The organism is Novosphingobium sp. HR1a (assembly GCF_015594425.1).
Taxonomy (GTDB): Bacteria; Pseudomonadota; Alphaproteobacteria; order Sphingomonadales; family Sphingomonadaceae; genus Novosphingobium; species Novosphingobium resinovorum_A.
The window spans coordinates 1-18453 of record NZ_JABXWS010000045.1 but is presented as its reverse complement, the minus strand read 5'-3'; the positions used below and the strand labels follow the sequence as shown (position 1 = coordinate 18453).

The 18453-nt window shown below is 66.1% G+C and carries 16 protein-coding genes; 9 read left to right on the top strand and 7 right to left on the bottom strand.

What is annotated here, in order from left to right:
* Positions 1-8: 8 nt before the first annotated feature.
* Both HWN72_RS10690 and HWN72_RS10685 read right to left on the bottom strand, forming a co-directional pair.
* Positions 9-737 (bottom strand): hypothetical protein, encoded by a 729-nt coding sequence (locus HWN72_RS10690; RefSeq protein ID WP_309141564.1) that lies wholly within the window; start codon positions 735-737, stop codon positions 9-11.
* A 10-nt stretch (positions 738-747) separates the two neighbouring features.
* Positions 748-1623, bottom strand: a complete 876-nt coding sequence (locus HWN72_RS10685; RefSeq protein ID WP_211150277.1) for a neutral zinc metallopeptidase — start codon at positions 1621-1623, stop codon at positions 748-750.
* A gap of 203 nt (positions 1624-1826) precedes the next feature.
* Here HWN72_RS10685 and HWN72_RS10680 point away from each other — a divergent pair, with 203 nt between their 5' ends.
* From HWN72_RS10680 to HWN72_RS10665, 4 genes are all read left to right on the top strand, one after another.
* Positions 1827-3377, top strand: coding sequence for a M28 family peptidase (locus HWN72_RS10680; protein WP_211150276.1), 1551 nt, complete (start codon positions 1827-1829; stop codon positions 3375-3377).
* Between the two features lie 115 nt (positions 3378-3492).
* Complete coding sequence (guaB, locus tag HWN72_RS10675; protein WP_008831307.1) at positions 3493-4950, top strand: IMP dehydrogenase; 1458 nt, start codon at positions 3493-3495, stop codon at positions 4948-4950.
* A 141-nt stretch (positions 4951-5091) separates the two neighbouring features.
* A complete protein-coding gene (locus HWN72_RS10670) occupies positions 5092-6258 on the top strand; it encodes an RsmB/NOP family class I SAM-dependent RNA methyltransferase (RefSeq protein ID WP_211150275.1) in 1167 nt (388 codons plus the stop codon).
* Positions 6259-6270: 12 nt separating this feature from the next.
* The gene (locus HWN72_RS10665; RefSeq protein WP_008831309.1) at positions 6271-6813 is read left to right on the top strand and encodes a tetratricopeptide repeat protein; all 543 of its coding nucleotides are present in this window, start codon (positions 6271-6273) and stop codon (positions 6811-6813) included.
* Positions 6814-6993: 180 nt separating this feature from the next.
* On the opposite strand, the gene HWN72_RS10660 is transcribed toward HWN72_RS10665, so the two are convergent.
* A complete protein-coding gene (locus HWN72_RS10660) occupies positions 6994-7476 on the bottom strand; it encodes an RNA pyrophosphohydrolase (RefSeq protein ID WP_008831310.1) in 483 nt (160 codons plus the stop codon).
* A gap of 252 nt (positions 7477-7728) precedes the next feature.
* Between HWN72_RS10660 and HWN72_RS10655 the strand changes: the two genes are divergently transcribed.
* From HWN72_RS10655 to HWN72_RS10645, 3 genes are read left to right on the top strand one after another with little or no spacing between them, the layout of a single operon-like run.
* Positions 7729-9687, top strand: a complete 1959-nt coding sequence (locus tag HWN72_RS10655) for a 2-oxoacid:acceptor oxidoreductase subunit alpha (protein WP_211150274.1) — start codon at positions 7729-7731, stop codon at positions 9685-9687.
* Between the two features lie 35 nt (positions 9688-9722).
* A complete protein-coding gene (locus HWN72_RS10650) occupies positions 9723-10736 on the top strand; it encodes a 2-oxoacid:ferredoxin oxidoreductase subunit beta (RefSeq protein ID WP_211150273.1) in 1014 nt (337 codons plus the stop codon).
* Positions 10737-10794: 58 nt separating this feature from the next.
* The gene (locus HWN72_RS10645; RefSeq protein WP_211150272.1) at positions 10795-11745 is read left to right on the top strand and encodes a metal-dependent hydrolase; all 951 of its coding nucleotides are present in this window, start codon (positions 10795-10797) and stop codon (positions 11743-11745) included.
* On the opposite strand, the gene HWN72_RS10640 is transcribed toward HWN72_RS10645, so the two are convergent.
* Positions 11702-12391 (bottom strand): phosphatase PAP2 family protein, encoded by a 690-nt coding sequence (locus HWN72_RS10640; protein ID WP_248005938.1) that lies wholly within the window; start codon positions 12389-12391, stop codon positions 11702-11704. The two genes, HWN72_RS10645 and HWN72_RS10640, sit on opposite strands and share 44 nt — an antisense overlap.
* A 66-nt stretch (positions 12392-12457) precedes the next feature.
* Here HWN72_RS10640 and HWN72_RS10635 point away from each other — a divergent pair, with 66 nt between their 5' ends.
* Both HWN72_RS10635 and HWN72_RS10630 read left to right on the top strand, forming a co-directional pair.
* Positions 12458-13825: a deoxyribodipyrimidine photo-lyase gene (locus HWN72_RS10635; RefSeq protein WP_211150271.1), complete on the top strand. Its 1368-nt coding sequence runs from the start codon at positions 12458-12460 to the stop codon at positions 13823-13825.
* 254 nt (positions 13826-14079) lie between these two features.
* A complete protein-coding gene (locus tag HWN72_RS10630; protein ID WP_211150270.1) occupies positions 14080-15387 on the top strand; it encodes a cyclopropane-fatty-acyl-phospholipid synthase family protein in 1308 nt (435 codons plus the stop codon).
* Positions 15388-15545: 158 nt separating this feature from the next.
* Here HWN72_RS10630 and HWN72_RS10625 read toward each other — a convergent pair whose 3' ends face one another.
* From HWN72_RS10625 to purF, 3 genes are all read right to left on the bottom strand, one after another.
* Positions 15546-15884, bottom strand: a complete 339-nt coding sequence (locus HWN72_RS10625; protein WP_008829728.1) for a PilZ domain-containing protein — start codon at positions 15882-15884, stop codon at positions 15546-15548.
* 77 nt (positions 15885-15961) lie between these two features.
* A complete protein-coding gene (locus HWN72_RS10620) occupies positions 15962-16672 on the bottom strand; it encodes an SDR family oxidoreductase (protein WP_211150269.1) in 711 nt (236 codons plus the stop codon).
* On the bottom strand, positions 16669-18114 hold the full coding sequence (gene purF / locus HWN72_RS10615; RefSeq protein WP_008829730.1) for an amidophosphoribosyltransferase: 1446 nt from the start codon (positions 18112-18114) through the stop codon (positions 16669-16671). Before purF ends, HWN72_RS10620 begins: the two co-directional genes overlap by 4 nt.
* Between the last annotated feature and the right edge of the window lie 339 nt (positions 18115-18453).

Here is an 18453-nt window from a genome sequence, read left to right as displayed (position 1 = left end):
AGCAGCCGTCAGTTCTTGGGAGAAGGCTGGCGGGCGTCGGGCTCGGTCTTGAAGGCGAGATCCCGGTCTGACTTCGCGTCGGCTTTGGCCTCGGACTTCGCCTTCTTCTTCGCGTCCTTTTCCTGCTCCATCGCCTTGAGTTCGTTCACGCGGGCCTGGACGACGCTCGCGGGGGCGGGGGATGCGGGATAGCGGCAGCCCTTGGCGGAGCCGACACCCTTGAGGAAGCCGCGACGGGTCAGGCCCGCCTGGATCGCCGCGTTGACCTTGCGGTCCTGCGCATTGGCGCCCGAGACTTCGCGGATCAGGCCGCGAAACGGGATGAACGAGGCGACCACCCACTTGCCCACGCGCCCGGCGCTGATGCGGTCGCGCTCTTCGGCGGGGAGGTCGATGTCGGGGCCGAGGACTTCGTCGAGCTGCTGGATCGCCCCGGCGATCTGGCGGCATTTTGACAGGCCGTGCAGCGTGTAGGGCTCCGTCGTGGCATTGACGAGGAGGGGGGGGATTTCCCCGTCGCGCCCCACATTGAGGTCGGTCATCGGCGTCTTCGCCACGTCCACCGCATCGGGATCACGCGAAGTGATCGGCTTTTCATCCTGCCTGGCCGCTGCCGGAGCAGCCAGTGTACCTGCACTCAAACTCGCAACGACGATCGCACCCAGCCACTTGCGGCTCATGTCCCTGTTCTCCTGTCCCCGGCGCGCGGTCGCCGATCCGCCACCGGGTCCGCTCACGCCTGTGATGTCATCCTGTTGAAGAGAACGTGTCACATGCGTCCTCGTTCCCGGTTTCGAGGCCGCGCTTGAGCCAGCGCATGCGCTCGGCGCTGGAGCCGTGGGTGAAACTCTCCGGCGTCACCGCCTGTCCGGCGTTCTTCATCAGCGTGTCATCGCCGATCGCGCTGGCGGCGGTCAGACCTTCCTCCATGTCGCCAGGCTCGATGCGGTCGCGGTTCCTGGCGGCCCAGACGCCTGCGTAACAGTCTGCCTGCAGTTCCATCTTCACCTGCAGGGCGTTCTCCTGCCGGGGGTTCTGCTGCTGCGCCTTGCGGACCTGCTGGTCGAGGCCGGTGAGGTGCTGGACATGGTGCCCGTACTCATGCGCCATCACATAATAGCGCGCGAAGTCGCCCCGGGCGCCGAGTTGCTTGTCCATCTGGTCGTAGAAGCTGACGTCGATATAGATGCCCTGATCGGCGGGGCAGTAGAACGGCCCCATCGCGCTGCTCGCCGCGCCGCAGCCGCTGCGGGTGCCGCCGGTGTAGAAGTGCAGCATCGGCTGCTCGAAGGGCACGTTGGCCTTCTGGAACAGCGGTCGCCAGGTCTTGTCGAGTGAGGACAGCGCATTGCACGATTCGCGCGAGTAGGCATTTTGCGTGCAGATCTCTGTCGCGCTGCGCGAGCCGCCCACCGGTTGCTGCGCGGTGGTCGGCGTCTGCTGCTGCACGTTCTCCAGCGTGCCGAGCATTTGTCCCGGGTCCACGCCGAAGACTAGGGCGCCGATCAGCACGATGATCAGGCCGCCGCAGCCCAGCTTGCCGCCGCCGAGGGAAAAGCCGCCGCCGCGGCTGCCGCCTTCGGTGACCTTGATGTTGTCGGGGTCGAAATCGTCCAGCCGCATGGGTGCCGTATCCTCTTTTCGCCGTTGCCGGGCAGCGTCTCGCGTGCAGATCAATTCGCAGAACTCGGGGGTGTTCCGCAAGTCTCCCGAGTGTTGCGCGGCTGCGTCATTATCGCCGGATGAAGCGGGAAATGTTGCAACTGCACGCGATTGGAGGAAATTTTACAACCGTGCTCGAAAATGTGTCGTATAGGTGCAGCGCAATGAAGTCGGGCATCCGGGCAGTGGGACGTGCAGCAGGGAAAAGTGCGTGGAGGACGGCAGCGTTCTTCGCGCTTTTCGCCGTAGGAGTTCCCATCGGCGTCGTTGCCGCCAGCGTCAGCCGCGCCGACCGCGAGATCGAGGACCGGCTGCGCGCGCATATCCAGATCCTCGCCAGCGACGATTTCGACGGCCGTGAACCCGGCACCGATGGCGAGGCGAAGACGCTGCGCTACCTTGCCAAGCAGTGGTTCGACATCGGCCTTGTCTCGGGCACAAATGATCCGGGCAATGAGTGGTTTGCGCCGGTTACTGTCGTCGCTCACGAACCGTCGAGCGGTTCCGCCCGCTTCCTGCGCAAGGGCTTCCGCGCCACCATTGCGCCTAGCGACGTACTGGTCTTCACCTCTGGCAAGCGTTCGCTGGTGCGCAATGCGCCGCTGCTCTTCGTCGGCCGCGCGCGCAGCCAGGACTTCACGCGCAACGAACTGGCCGGCCGCATCGCCGTAGTGCTCGACGGGAATACGCCCGACAGTGCGCGCCAGAACGAACTGCTCGCGCTGGGCGCCTCGGCCGTGCTGACCGTGCTCGACGGCGAGCGCACGCTGGACGAGGTAGCGGCCCGGCGTCGGCGTTCGGGCTACGCGCTCTCGGACGAGGCGCTGGGCGGCGACCTTGAGGCGTTCATCGGCCGCGCGACGATGGAAACCCTGCTCAAGGGCACCGCGCATACTTTCGATGATCTGGAGCAGGCGGCAAGCAAGGACGATTTCGCGCCCATCGTGCTGGACGTCACCGCCTCGCTGGAAGCCGCGACGGACGAGACGACGATCCGAACGCATAACCTGATCGGCAAGCTGCCGGGGCGCAGCAAGCAGGCGGGCGCGGTGCTGTTCGTGGCTCATTGGGACCATTTCGGAGAATGCGGCGAGCCTCCCGCCGAGGACGTCATCTGCAACGGTGCGGTGGACAACGCCAGTGGCGTCGCGGCGCTGACCGAAGTGGCGCGCCGTCTGTCGCGCAGCCCGCAGATGGACCGCGACGTCTATTTCCTCGCCACCACGGCGGAGGAACTCGGGCTGCTGGGCGCGCACGCCTTTGCCGAGAGCCCGCCGCTGCCGCTGGAACGGATCGTCGCGGCCTTCAACATCGATTCGATCGCCATCGCGCCGCGCAAGACGCCCTTCGCCATCGTCGGACGGGGCATGACCGGGCTCGACAAGGACATCGCCAAGGTCGCCAAGGCGGAAGGCTTCAAGCTGCGCGAGAACAACGACGCCAATGAATACGTGAAACGGCAGGATGGCTGGGCCTTGCTGCAGCACGACATTCCCGCCGTCATGGTGACGACGTCCTATGGCGACATCGAGCGGATGCGTGCCTTCTTCGACGGCGACTATCACCGGCCGAGCGACGATCTGTCCCACCCGATCGAGCTTGGCGGGGCCAGCGACGACGTGAAGATGCTGACTGCGCTGGGCCGCTGGTTCGCCGATACGCGCAAGGTGCCGGTCACGCCCATGGTGGCAAAGGCGCCGGTCTTGGCGAAATAGCCGGACCTGTCGCACCAGAAACCCGAAAAACATGGGATTCGCCCCCTAGCCCAAACCGCCCCCTTTGATTACATGAGCCGCCACGATTCTCCCCTCGAAGGCATTGGTGGCGCACATGGATATCCAGCTCGGACTCACTTTCGACGACGTACTCCTGCGTCCCGCCAAGTCCGACATCGTCCCCACCCAGGCCGATACCCGCTCCATGCTGACCCGCACCATCGGGCTGAACATTCCCGTGATCTCCTCCGCCATGGACACCGTGACCGAGGCGCAGATGGCGATCGTCATGGCGCAGATGGGCGGGATCGGCGTGCTGCACCGTAACCTGTCGATCGAGGAGCAGGTTGCCGCCGTCCGCCAGGTCAAGCGCTTCGAGAGCGGCATGGTCGTCAATCCCATCACCATCGGCCCCGATGCCACGCTGGGCGAGGCGCAGGCGCTGATGACCGCGAACCGCATCAGCGGCATCCCGGTGGTCGAGGCGTCGGGCAAGCTCGTCGGCATCCTCACCAACCGCGACGTGCGTTTTGCCGCCAACGCCGCGCAGCCGGTGCGCGAACTGATGACGCATGAGAACCTCGCAACCGTGAAGGTCGGCGTGGATCAGGACGCAGCGCGCCGCCTGCTGCACGCCCGCCGCATCGAGAAGCTGCTTGTCGTCGATGAGGGCTTCCACTGCGTCGGCCTCATCACCGTCAAGGACATCGAGAAGGCCGTCCTCTTCCCCGAGGCCACCAAGGACGAGGCGGGCCGCCTGCGCGTCGCCGCCGCCACCACCGTGGGCGACAAGGGCTTCGCCCGCACCGAGGCGCTGCTGGCGGCCGAGTGCGACGTTGTCGTCATCGACACCGCGCATGGCCACAACCGCGACGTTGCTCTGGCGGTCGAGCGGGTGAAGAAGCTGTCGAATTCGGCGCAGGTCATCGCCGGCAACATCGCCACCGCCGAAGCCGCCAAGGCGCTGATCGACGCGGGCGCGGACTGCGTGAAGGTGGGCATCGGTCCGGGCTCGATCTGCACCACGCGCATCGTCGCGGGTGTCGGCGTGCCGCAACTCACCGCCGTGATGGAAGCCGCCGAGGAAGCCGAGAAGGCGGGCGTGCCGGTCATCGCCGACGGCGGCCTGCGCACTTCGGGTGACGCCGCCAAGGCGCTGGCCGCCGGTGCCTCGACGATCATGGTCGGCTCGATGCTCGCAGGCACCGAGGAAGCGCCGGGCGAGACGTTCCTGTACCAGGGCCGCGCCTACAAGTCGTACCGCGGCATGGGCTCGGTCGGCGCGATGGGCCGCGGCTCGGCCGACCGCTACTTCCAGGGCGACATCAAGGACCAGATGAAGCTGGTGCCCGAGGGCATCGAAGGCCAGGTCGCGTTCAAGGGCGCCGCCAAGGACGTCATCCACCAGCTGGTGGGCGGCATCAAGGCAGCGATGGGCTACACCGGCTCGGCGACGATCGAGGACCTGCGCAAGAACTCCAAGTTCATCCGCATCACCAATGCGGGCCTGCGCGAGAGCCACGTCCACGACGTGACGATCACCCGCGAGGCACCGAACTATCCGACGCGCTGAGGCAGCTAACCCCCTCCCGCAAGCGGGAGGGGTAGCGAGACTTGGGCCGCAGGCCCTTAGTCGCAGCGGGGTGGGCACTGACGCCGACCTCGCGTTCTCATGCGCCCACCCTCGGCCTCTCCTGCAGGCGGGAGGGGTGAATTGACCCCCGCAGCCCGCATTCAGGCAGCCATTGAGGTGCTCGATCTCGTCATCGAGGCCGCGCGGTCCAACGGCGCGCCTGCCGATCGCCTGATTTCCGAGTGGTTCCGCGCCCGCCGCTGGGCAGGGAGCGGGGACCGCCGCGCGGTTCGTGAACTCGCCTACCGCGCCATCCGCGCCTGCGGGGAAATCCCCGCGACCGGCCGCACCGCCATGCTGCGTGTCGCGGATATCGACCCGCAAATTGCGGCTCTGTTCGACGGATCGCGCCACGCACCTGCACCGATCGATGCCGCCGAGCCCAAGGCCGAGGCCGGTGTCGCTCCGGCATGGCTGATGCAGCGTTTCGCCGACAGCGGCGTCGAACATCCTGAAGCCCTGCTGGACCGCGCGCCGCTCGACATCCGCGTCAACACGCTTAAGTCCGGCAGTCTCGACCTCCCCGAAGGCGGGGAGAAGAGCGTCGCCGCGCACGGCTGGCGCTACCCGCCCGAGACGAAGATCGAGCAGTCGCCCGCTTACCTCGAAGGCATGATTGAGGTGCAGGATGCGGGCTCGCAACTCACCTGCGAGGTCGTGGCCGCACGGCCGGGCGAGACGGTGATCGACTTGTGCGCCGGGGCAGGGGGCAAGACCCTCGCGCTCGCCGCAGCGATGGAGAACGTCGGGCGGCTGATCGCCTGCGACGCCGACCGCGCCCGCCTGCAACGCCTGCCGCCCCGCGCCGAGCGGGCCGGGGCGACCGGGATCGAGACTTTGCTCCTCGACGCCAACCGCGAGATGCAGGCGCTTGAGCCTTTCGTCGGCGCGGCCGATGCGGTGCTCGTCGATGCGCCGTGCTCGGGTACCGGCACCTGGCGCCGCAACCCGGAAGCGCGCTGGCGCCTGACCGACAAGCAGCTTGAACGCTACGTGGCGATCCAGTCACGCCTGCTCGACATCGCGGCGACGCTGGTGAAGCCGGGCGGGCGGCTGGTCTTCGTGACCTGCTCGCTGCTCGACGCGGAAGGCGCGGATCAGGCCGAAGGTTTCTTGACCCGCCATCCCGACTGGCGCGCCGAACTGCCTGTTTTGCCCGCCGGAACCCCGCGCGGCGCCGGCCTGCGTCTCTCTCCCTCGCGCGATGGAACCGACGGGTTTTTCGTCGCGCGCTTCGTCAGGCTGTGATAGCGTCACGTCATGATGAGGACGAAAACCTCGGCCAAGGACCTGCTGATGCGTTATACGCCCGTTGCCGTTGCCCTTTCCCTGCTAGCCGCCACGTCCTCCAGCGTCCTTCTGTCGCAACCGCCCGAGCAACTCGATCCGCGCGCCAGCATGCTGCTGAGCGAGGGCCGCGCTGCCGCTGCGGCGGGCAACATTGACGGGGCGATCGACGCCTATGAATCGGCGCTGACGGTCGAGCCCGGCAGCGTCACCGTGCTGCTCTCGCTTGCCGACGCCACGCGCCGTCAAGGCATGCAGGGCAAGGCGCTGCATTACTACCGTGTCGCGCTGACCAGCGATCCGCGCAACGTCACGGCGCTTGCCGGCGAGGGCATGGCGCTGGCCGAAAAGGGCGCGACTGAGAAGGCCAACCGCAATCTCGCGCGGCTCCAGACGCTGTGCGGCAAGGACTGTGCGGAAGCGCAGTCGCTGGCGGGCGCGATCGCCAAGGGGCCGACGCCGCGCATGGTCACTGCCGATGCGGTCACGCCAAAGACGGCGGTTTCGGAAAACTGAGGAGCGGCGCTATCTGCGCGGGGGCTTCGACAGGCTCAGCCTGAGCGGGTTTGCCTCCCCCGTCGTCCCGGACTTGATCCGGGACCGGTGGCAGTCTTTAGGTGTGAGCGTGTTGCTCGCGCAGCAAGATCGGTGGTTCACGGCCACCGGTCCCGGATCAAGTCCGGGACGACGTAAGCCTCAGATCAGCGTCTTGAACTCTTCCAGAACAGCACGATAGACACGCTTCTTGAAAGGCACGATGAGGTCCGGCAGCAATGCCGCCTCGACCCATTTCCAGTCGCAGAACTCGGCTGGCTTGTGCGCATTCAGGTCGATGTCGGCATCGCTTCCTTCGAACCGGGCGAGGAACCAATGCTGGCGCTGCCCCCGATATTTGCCCTTCCACAGCTTGCCGACAAGTTCAGGCGGCAGGTCGTAGAGCAGTTCCTCGCGGGTCTGCGACAGCAGCTTGACATGCTTCCTGGTGACGCCGGTTTCCTCGTGCAGTTCGCGAAAGGCGGCTTCCTTGAGGTCTTCGCCGTCGTCGACGCCGCCTTGCGGCATCTGCCACCAATCGCCTTCGCGCGTGTCGATCCGCTTGCCGACGAAGACCTTGCCGTCGGCGTTGACGAGCATGACCCCGACGCAGGGGCGATAGGGCAGGGACGAGAAATCGTTCATCGAGATAGGCGAATCCGAATTGAAGGGGAGGGGCTCTCTACGCGATTCGACAGGAATTGCACCCATGTCTGCCTCATGGCCACAGGATGGCGGAACCACCGGCGCTTGACTAGCCCGCATTGAGGTCCACACTCCTCCGATGCTGACAAACCGGAAGTTTGTTCGCTCAAGAGAAAACTAATTTGTCATTGGGAACCTGAGTCCGCAGCCTCGACGCAGAAACCGGCGCGGACCGGCAGCAGAGGATAGACCATGGCGACACTGGCCGGAGAGCACGATACCGACGCGTCCGCTGTCGAGACATCGCCCGTAGAAGCGGTCGTCGTTCGCTTCGCGGGCGACTCGGGTGACGGGATGCAGTTGACCGGCGGCCAGTTCACGCTGTCCACGGCGCTTGCCGGCAATGACCTCGCCACATTCCCGGACTTTCCCGCCGAGATTCGCGCGCCGCAGGGCACGCTGTTTGGAGTCTCCGCTTTCCAGATCAATTTCGGCTCGCAGGAGATTACCACGGCGGGCGATGCGCCGGACGTTCTGGTGGCGATGAACCCGGCGGCGCTGAAGGTGAACGTCGGCGCGCTCAAGCCTGGCGGCCTCGTGATCGCCGACACTGGTGAGTTCAACAAGCGCAATCTGGAGAAGGCGAAGTATGCCGAAAACCCGCTCGAGGATGGCAGCCTCGCGAAGTGGGACGTGCTGGCCTTCGACATCTCGGCGCTGACGCTGGAGGCGGTGAAGCCTTTCGGGCTCGGCAACAAGGAGGCGCTGCGCTGCAAGAACATGTGGACGCTGGGCCTGGCGCTGTGGATGTTCGACCGCGACCGCCGCCCGCTGGTCGACTGGCTCCATGCCAAGTTCGCGCATGCGCCGGTGCTGGCCGAGGCGAACATCGCCGCGCTCAATGCCGGGCATGCCTATGGCGAGACGGCGGAGTTGTCCGGCCCGCTGCGCAAGCTGCACATCGATCCAGTCCCGACCGAGCCGGGCCTTTACCGCACGGTGACCGGTGCGGAGGCGATTTCGCTCGGCCTCGTCGCGGGGGCGCAACTGGCTGGACTGCCGATGTTCTTCGGCGGCTATCCGATCACGCCCGCTTCGGCAGTGCTGCACCATCTGGTGAAGATGAAGGAGTTCGGCGTCACTACCTTCCAGGCCGAGGACGAGATCGCGGCGATCTGCGCGGCGATCGGGGCGTCCTATGCCGGGCAGCTCGGCGTCACGTCCTCATCGGGGCCGGGCATCGCGCTTAAGGGGGAGGCGATGGGGCTGGCGATCATGACCGAACTGCCGCTGGTCATCGTCAATTCGCAGCGGGGAGGGCCGTCCACCGGGCTGCCGACCAAGACCGAGCAATCGGATCTCTATCAGGCAGTCTACGGGCGCAACGGCGATGCCCCGCTGCCGGTGATCGCCGCGCGCTCGCCTGCCGATGCCTTCGAATGCGCGATCGAGGCCTGCCGCATCGCCACGCAGTTCATGACGCCGGTGATCCTGCTGACCGACGGCTACATCGCCAATGCCTCCGAGCCGTGGAAGGTGCCTGATCCCGGCGGCTTCACCCCGTTCCCGGTGGAATTCCTGACCGAGACCAACAACCCGGAAGGCAAGCCCCTGCCCTTCAGGCGCGACCGGCGCGGAGTGCGGCCGTGGATCAGGCCGGGGACGCCGGGGCTGATGCACCGCATCGGCGGCATCGAGAAGGCCGTGGATACCGGCAATATCGACTATGCTCCCGACGTCCATCAGGCCCAGACCGACGCGCGCAAGGCCAAGGTGGACGCCGTCGCGGACGCCGTGCCGCCGCAGGAGGTGGCGCTCGGGGCGGCGTCGGGAAAGCTGGCGGTGGTCGGCTGGGGCTCTACCTTCGGGCCGATCCATCAGGCGGTGCGGCGGGCGCGGCGCAAGGGGCTGGACGTCAGCCACATTCATGTCCGCCACATTTGGCCGCTACCCCGGAACCTTGGCGAACTGCTGGCCGGGTTCGAGCAGGTCGTGGTGCCGGAGATGAACACCGGGCAGTTCAAGACGGTCCTGCGCGACCACTTCCTGATCGATGCGGTGCCGCTCTCCAAGACCAGCGGCCAGCCCTTCGCCATCGCCGAGATCGAGGCCGCGATCGCGACCTTCTTCGATGCGGTCCCCGGCAACGAGGGCGGCGAAGTCTCGGTCAACGAGACGCAGCTTCCGGCACCGGAAATCGAAAAGCCCTGAGCGCTTAGGCCCAATTCGTCAGGATAGATCTCATCATGAACGGCATGACCCCGATCCAGACCACGCTGAAGGACTGGGAAACCGACCAGGAAGTACGCTGGTGCCCCGGCTGCGGCGACTATGCGATTCTCAAGGCGGTGCAGCGCACCCTGCCGATGGTCGGTGCGGACCCGAAGAACACCGTGTTCGTATCGGGCATCGGCTGCTCCAGCCGCTTCCCGTATTACGTCGAGAGCTATGGCTTCCACACCATCCACGGCCGCGCCCCGGCCGTCGCGACGGGGATCAAGCTGGCCAATCCCGAACTCGACGTGTGGATCGTCACCGGTGACGGGGACGGCATGTCGATCGGCGGCAATCACACGATGCACGTCCTGCGCCGCAACCTCGACTGCCAGATCCTGCTGTTCAACAACGAGATCTACGGGCTGACCAAGGGGCAGTACTCGCCGACGAGCCGGGTGGGAACGCCGTCGCCGACCTCGCCGATCGGCTCAGTGGATCGTCCGGCGAGCCCCTGCGCCTTCGCGCTGGGGGCTGGCGCAAGGTTCGTGGCGCGCGGCTACGACGTGTCCAAGGACCTGCCGGACGTTCTCAAGGCCGCCTATGCGCACAAGGGCGCGGCGTTCCTTGAAATCTTCCAGAACTGCATCGTCTATAACAAGGATCGCTTCGACGACTTCACGGCCAAGGCCGTCGCATCGGATATGCAGATCGTCTGCCAGGACGGCAAACCGCTTTTGTTCGCAAAGAAAACCAAAGGGTTGTCACTTGATCTTGAGACCCTTTCGCTAAAAGTCGTCGATGTGGGCGATGGCGACTGGCGGGCGGCGGGGGTCGCGGTGCACAATGTGCGCAACCGGGGCCTCGCGCATATGCTGGTGGAGATGCCTTTCGGTCCGTTCCCGATGGCGCTGGGGGTGATCTACGACGATCCCGCGCCGACGTTTGAAAGCGCCGTCGTCGCCGAGCGGGCGAGCCTTACGGCGGGCAAGAGCGCGGACCTCGGCAAGCTGCTGGGCAAGGGGCAGACCTGGACGGTGGAGTGAGGCTTGTAATGTCGCATCGCAAACCCGATAAGGTTCGCGATGCAAATACCTGCCATTCATGGATAATCTGACGCACAGCCTGGTCGGCTGGACGCTCGCCGAAACCGGGCTCAAGCACCGGACGCGCAAGGGGCTGGCGGCCTGCGTACTCGCGGCGAACATGCCGGATATCGACGTATTCTTCGGCAGGGCTTCCTGGGCACCGCTGGCGATGCACCGGGGTTTCACGCATGGACTGGTCGGCGGGGTGCTGCTGATGCCGCCGCTGCTGGCGGGACTGCTCTGGCTGTTCGACCGCTGGCAGGTATTGCGCGGCGCCACCTTCCGCAGCGGGTTGCCGATGCGGTTCGGATGGCTGCTGGCGCTGTGCTATCTCGGCGCGCTGACCCATCCGCTGCTCGACCTGCAGAACACTTATGCGGTGCAGCTGCTTTCCCCGGCCAGCGGGCGCTGGTTCCACACCGACGGGCTGTTCATCGTCTCGCCCTGGTTGCTGGCAATGATGGGCGCGGGGCTTTGGCTGGCGCGCCGTTGGAAGTCGCCGAAGCCCGCCGTCGGGGCGCTGGCGGGCGTGATCGGCTTCATTGCGCTCAACATCGGGATTTCCGCCGTGGCATGGTGTGCGCCGCGGCAGAAGGACTCGGCCTTCAATCCCGACCGGATATTCGCCTCGCCCGAGCCTGTGCTGTTCTGGCGGCGCGACATGATCTGGCGGCAGGAGGGGCGCATCTCCTACGGCCGTTACGATCCGCTCCGTGATCCGGTGGGGCTGGTGTCCGCCGAGCCGTCGATAGCCGACAACATGGCCGACCCGCTGGCGCGCAAGGCCGCCTTCGCTACGCCGGAGGTCGTCAAGTTCCTCGCGTGGTCCCAGCTGCCGATGGCGCGGATCGAGCGGCAGGGGTGCAGCGCCGTGGTGACTTTCGGCGACGCGCGGTTCACGGGGCCGCGTCTCAGCCGCAACTTCAATGTTTCTGCGAGGGTTCCGGTGGACTGTCCAAGTCGCTGATCGCTTCGGCAGCAAGCTGCGCGGGGCGCTGGAACAGGGCGCAGGCGAGGAAAGCCCAGCCGGCACCGCCCAGCCATCCGGCGATCGCGTCGCTCGGCCAGTGGACGCCGAGCCAGACGCGGCTCCAGGCGATTGCAAGGGTGCCGACGATCGCTGCGCCGATCAGCGTGCGGCGCACCGACGAACGGTTGCTCATCGCCGCAAAGGCCAGTGCCATAGCGATATAGACGACCGCCGCGTTGAAGCTGTGCCCGCTCGGGAAGCTGTTGCCGCCCGCTTCGGTGAGGTGGGGGACGATCTCGGGGCGCGCCCGCCCGACCAGCGCCTTGAGGCCGCTGTTGACCAGCCATCCGCTCATCACGGTCAGCGCGAACAGGGCAGCGTCGCGCCGCTGGCGCAGGAACAGCAGCGCTGCGACCGCGCCTATGGCAAATAGGTTGCGCAAGAACACGCCGCCGAGTGCCGTCACGTCGCGCACGGCTTCGAGCAGTCCCTTCGGGCCGAGCGGTTGCATCGTGTCGCCACGCCAGAATAGCAGGCCCGCCCGATCAAGGGCATCGGCATTGCCGCCGTGAACTGCGATCGCAATCGCGGCGACGCCCAGCCAGCACAAGGCGGCGGCAGGGATCAGGACTTGTCGGTTCATCGGGCGGTGCATCGAAAGCGTCATCGCGCTAGGGAACGCCGGTTATCGAAGGACGTTGCCCCGCTCATGAGTTCTCCTGTCATCGTCTGGCTGCGGCGCGACCTGCGCCTTTCCGATCAACCTGCCATCGCCGAGGCCGCGCGCAAGGGGCCGGTGATACCTGTCTACATCCTCGACGACGAGACGCCCAGGCATCGCGCCATGGGCGGCGCCTCGCGCTGGTGGCTGCACCATTCGCTCGAGAGTCTTGGCGCGGCCTTGCAGGAGAAGGGCTCGCGGTTGATCCTGCGGCGGGGCCGGAGCGACGAGGTGCTGGCAAAGCTCGCCGAGGAAACCGGCGCGCAGGAGGTCCACGCGCTGCATCACTACGAACCGTGGTGGCGCAATGCCGAAAAGGCGGTGGGCAAGGTGCTGACGCTTTGCCTGCACCACGGCAACTACCTCGCCCCGCCGGGCTCGGTGACGACCGGCTCGGGCGGGCTCTACAAGATCTACACACCGTTCTGGCGCGCACTGCGCGAGCGCATGCCGCCTCACGATCCGCAGCGGCGGCCGCAGACGATTGCTGTGCCGTCGAAGTGGCCGGAGTCGGATACGCTGCCCGACTGGAAACTACTCCCCACCACGCCCGACTGGGCGGGCGGCATGCGCGCGATGTGGGAACCGGGAGAGAAGGGCGCGCGCAAGCGGCTGCACGCCTTCGTCGAGGAAGCCTCGGCCTATGAAGGGCAGCGTAACCTGCCGGGGGTGGATGGCACTTCCATGCTTTCGCCGCACCTGCATTTCGGAGAGGTCTCGCCCGCGCAGGTCTGGCATGCGGTGGCGGACGCGGGCGGCTCGGTCGCGACGTTCCTCGGCGAGATCGGCTGGCGCGACTATGCGCAGAACGTGATCCTGCAATATCCCGACTACGGCGGCCGCTACGCGCGCGATCCCTTCGGCGCGTTCCCCTGGCGCACCAGCACGCGCGATCTGGAGGCGTGGCAGCAGGGGCGCACCGGCTATCCCATCGTCGATGCCGGGATGCGGCAGTTGTGGCACACCGGCTGGATGCACAACCGCGTGCGGATGATCGCGGCGAGTTTCCTCGTGAAGCATCTCCTCATCGACTGGCGCGCGGGCGAGCAGTGGTTCTGGGACACGCTGGTCGATGCGGACTACGGCAGCAATGCGGTGAACTGGCAGTGGACCGCCGGATCAGGGGTGGACGCCAACATGTTCGTGCGGATCATGGCCCCGCTCACCCAGTCGGAGAAGTTCGACGCGGCAGGCTATATCCGCGAATGGGTGCCGGAGCTGGCGGACCTGTCCGACGCGGATATCCATGATCCGCCCTCGGGCAAGCGGCCGAAAGGCTACCCCGACAAGCTGATCGAGCACCGCGACGCGCGTGAGCGGGCGCTGTCGGCGTGGCAGCAGGCGAAGGGTAGCTGAAGCGATGTCGTCCCGGACTCGATCCGGGACCGGTGGCTGTCTTTAGGCGCGCGCCTCGTCTCTGGGGCTTCGACAAGCTCAGCCTGAGCGGAATTTAAAAATCTGCTTGGAATACCGCTCAGGCTGAGCTTGTCGAAGCCCCCTAGGCGCAAACCGTCACCGGTTCCGAATCAAGTCCGGGACGACGTTCTTGGGCAATCGGCTTCGCATCTTGAGCAATTGCCCAGGCGCAAAATCGAGTCCATCATCGCGCCATGAACGCACAGGCGCCGGGCAGAGGTGGGGAACTTGTGGGGGGAGGACGCGCGATCGGCGTCGGTTCCCAGTTGCTGGCGCGGTTGTGGTCGGGCGGGGTTCACCGGATCCTCGACCGCATCGACCGCGGGCTGGAGCGTGGCTCGATCATGGCGACGCTTCCCGGCGGGCAGATCCGGCTGCTCGGTGGTCGCCAGCCCGGTTTCGATGCCGTGGTGGAGATCACCAACTGGCGCGCGCTGCTGCGGCTGGCGACGGCGGGCTCGGTCGGCTGGTATCAGGCCTGGGACCTCGGCGAGTGGGACAGCCCGGACCCGGTGCCGCTCTTCGCGCTGTTCATGGACAATGCCATGGCGCTGGGAGACACCGGCCGTGCGCATGGCCCGTGGCGGCTGCTGACCTGCGCGCTCCATGCGCTTCATCGCAACACGCGCAAGGGCTCGCTGAAGAACATCCACGCGCACTACGACCTCGGCAACGACTTCTATGGGCAGTGGCTGGGCGAAACGATGCTCTATTCCAGTGCGCTCTATTCCGAAGTCGTGTCGGGGCCGAACCCTTATGCCCAGTTCGTGACAGAGCTGGACGTCGCGCAGTCGGCCAAGGCGGGCGCCATCGTCGAGCGGCTGGAGCTGGAACCGGGCGACCGGGTGCTGGAAATCGGCTGTGGCTGGGGCACGCTTGCGGCCTTCGTCGCCAGCCATGCCGAGGTGCACGTCGATGCGATCAGCCTCTCTGACCAGCAGCTTGCCTATGCGCGCGAGCGCTGGACGTTCGAGCGAAGCGACGGGCGCGGCAGCGTCGATTTTCGCAAGCAGGACTATCGCGACGTTATCGGTCAGTACGACGCGATCATGTCGGTGGAGATGGTCGAGGCTGTCGGGCAGGCTTATTGGCCGGAGTTTCTCGACTGCATCGCGCGCAATCTGAAGCCGGGCGGGCTGGCGGCGCTGCAACTGATCTCGATGCCGGATGCGATCTTCGAGGGCTATGCCCGCAGCGCCGACTTCATCCAGACCTTCATCTTTCCCGGCGGCATGCTGATACGCGAGAGCGAGTTCCGCGCGTTGGCCGAGGAGAGGGGGCTGGTCTGGGAGGATCGCGTCGGTTTCCGGGCGGACTATGCGCGCACCTTACGCGAATGGCGGGCGAACTTCGATCTCGCGGTGGAGGAAGGGCGTTTGCCCTCGGGTTTCGACGAGCGATTCGTGCGGCTCTGGCGGTTTTATCTGATGTACTGCGAGGGAGGATTTCTCGGCGGAGGGATCGATGTGGCGCAAGTGACGCTGGTTAAGGCGATGGGTTGAGGGGCGACCGTCGAGATCAAAAGCCCGTCATCCCAGCGAAGGCTGGGACCGTTATGACCATGATGTGTGCCATCGGGACGGCGCTGCTGATTTCAGCAGAGCCTCGCCGAAATCTCCAAATATGCCGAGAGCGATCCCAGCCTTCGCTGGGATGACGGTTAGCGCCGGTCGCGGTTCCAGCGCGTCATGACCGCATCCAGTTCGTGCGGCTCCAGCAACTGCTCGAAAGCGCAGCCGACAAGCCCGTTGTCCCACCACACCACTTTCGCGGGCAGCGCCTCTTCCCTGCCGGGCAGCGTCAGCCAGCACATCGTACGCGGCGCGATGTGGCTCATCGCGGTCGCCGAAAAGCCGGAGAGCGACAAGTCGCGCACAGCCGTCTGGAAACTTTTGGACCCGGAGGGGCGCAGCGTGGCAGGGATCGAAATGCGGTTGCGATGCGCGCTGCGATCTTCCTGCGCGGCGGCGGCGTAGCGTTCCTGCTGGGTGTGATCCATGGGCGACCTCGCGCGAATTACGACGTGTCTACAACGCCAATTTGCCCGATGTGTCCCAGTTTGGGGTTACGATCCGGTTATTGCGGCTGGTTAACGGTTTCCCGGTGGCCTGTCGCGAAACTCTCTCCGAGCAGCGCCGTGAGGTGGTCCGCCACGACTTCGGGCGGCTTGACCGAGGCCGGTGCCTCGCCCGGATAGGCCCGCGCGCGCATGGCGGTGCGGGTGGCGCCGGGGTTGACGATGGCGACGCGAATGTTCGAGGTCTTGGCGGTTTCCTGCGCGTAGCAGTCCAGCAGCACTTCGAACGCGGCCTTGGTGGCGCCGTAGGCACCCCAGTAGGCGCGCGGTGCCTGCGCGACGGTGGTGGTCAGGCCGACCACGCGCGCGTTCGGGCTCTTCTTCAGCAGCGGATCGAAGTTCGCGATCAGCGCCTGCGTCGAGAGGACGTTGGTGGTCAGCGCCTTGTTGAAGGCGCGCTGGTCGATGTCGGCGACGCTGGTGAGTTCGGGCAGAATCGCCGCATTGATTACCAGCACGTCGAGCCGGCCCCAGCGGTCCTGCACGGCACTGGCAAGGCGGGCGATGCCGTCGGGCTCGACCAGATCGACCGGCGCGATCGTGGCCGATCCGCCCGCCTCGTAGATGCGCTCCTCGACGCGTTCGAGCGCCTTGGTATCGCGCCCGGTCAGGACGACATGCGCGCCCTCAGCGGCCAGCGCGACGGCAGTGGCTTCGCCGATACCCCGGCTGGCGCCGGTGACGAGTGCGACCTGATCCTTGAAGGTCACGCTGCATCGAGTTCCGGGAAGCGGTCCGAGAAGTCGGTCAGCTTGGTCGGGTATTCGCCCGAGAAGCAGGCGTCGCAGAACTGCGGGCAGCTCTTCTTGCGCTCCGATTCGCCGACGGCGCGGTAGAGGCCGTCGATCGAGACGAAGGCCAGGCTGTCGGCCTTGATGAAATCGGCCATCGCCTCGGTGTCCATCGTCGCGGCGAGCAGTTTAGAGCGCTCGGGCGTATCGACGCCGTAGAAGCACGAGTGCTCGGTCGGCGGGCTGGCGATGCGCATGTGCACTTCGGCAGCGCCGGCATCGCGCATCATCTCGACGATCTTCTTCGAGGTCGTGCCGCGCACGATCGAATCGTCGATGAGGATGATGCGCTTGCCTTCGACGACGGCGCGGTTGGCGTTGTGTTTGCGCTTCACGTCGGCATGGCGGGCGGCGTCACCGGGCTGGATGAAGGTGCGGCCCACGTAGTGCGAGCGGATGATGCCCAGCTCGAACGGGATGCCCGATTCCTGCGCATAGCCGATCGCGGCAGGGACGCCGCTGTCGGGCACCGGGATCACCACGTCGGCGTCGGCGAATGATTCCTTGGCCAGTTCGACGCCGATCTGCTTGCGGACCTGGTAGACCGAGAGGCCGTCCATGACCGAGTCGGGGCGCGAGAAATAGACGTGCTCGAAGATGCACGGGCGCGGCGAGGGATTGCCGAAGGGGCGGTGGCTGGAGATCGTACCCTTGTGATCGACCTGCACCATTTCGCCCGGCTCGATCGTGCGCACGAAGTCGGCGCCGACGATGTCGAGCGCGACGGTTTCGGAGGCGAAGACGATGGCGTCACCGATGCGGCCCATCACCAGCGGGCGGATGCCCAGCGGATCGCGGCAGGCGATCATGCCCTCGGTGGTCATGCAGATCAGCGAGTAGGCGCCTTCCACCATGCGCAGGGCATCGACGAAGCGATCGACGAGCGTGGGATAGCGGCTGGTGGCGACCAGGTGGATGATGACTTCGGTGTCCGAGGTCGACTGGAAGATCGAGCCCTTGGAAACCAGATCGCGCTTGAGCGTCATCGCGTTGGAGATATTGCCGTTGTGGGCGATCGAGAAGCCGCCGTCGGCAAGGTCGGCAAACAGCGGCTGGACGTTGCGAAGCCCCGAGCCGCCGGTGGTGGCGTAGCGCACGTGACCCGAGGCCATCGAGCCGGGGAGGGTGTCCACTTCCTTCTGGCGGAACACCTGCGCTACATGGCCGATGCCGCGGTGCGAGTGGAACTCCGCGCCGGAGAAGCTGGTGATGCCCACCGCCTCCTGCCCGCGATGCTGGAGCGAATGGAGTCCGGCTGCAGTGATGGCCGCAGCTTCCTTTGCCCCGATAACGCCGAAAATACCGCACTCTTCGCGCAGTTTGTCCCCGTCGACATCAAGGAAGGGGTGAGTCATGTTCATGGTATTTTTCCAGCCCGACTGGCGCGTCCAAACGCGACGCGCATTTGGCTGCGATCGCGTCGAAAAGCAAGGGGGAAGGGACGGGCCGTTGAGGGCGATGGTTCCTGCGCCCGTTTGGTGACGGGAAGATGACGGGTTTGGGTGGGAAGTTGCTGTTTCAGAAACGGACCGTCATCCCAGCGAAGGCTGGGACCGTTGTGACCATGATGAGCCCTATCGGCAGGGCAGTGCGAACTTTATCCCGGCCTCGCCGAGAAGCTGCATGATGACGAGAGCGGCCCCAGCCTTCGCTGGGATGACGATGATGTTTGGACGACGACTTTGAGGCGCTTCCAGACA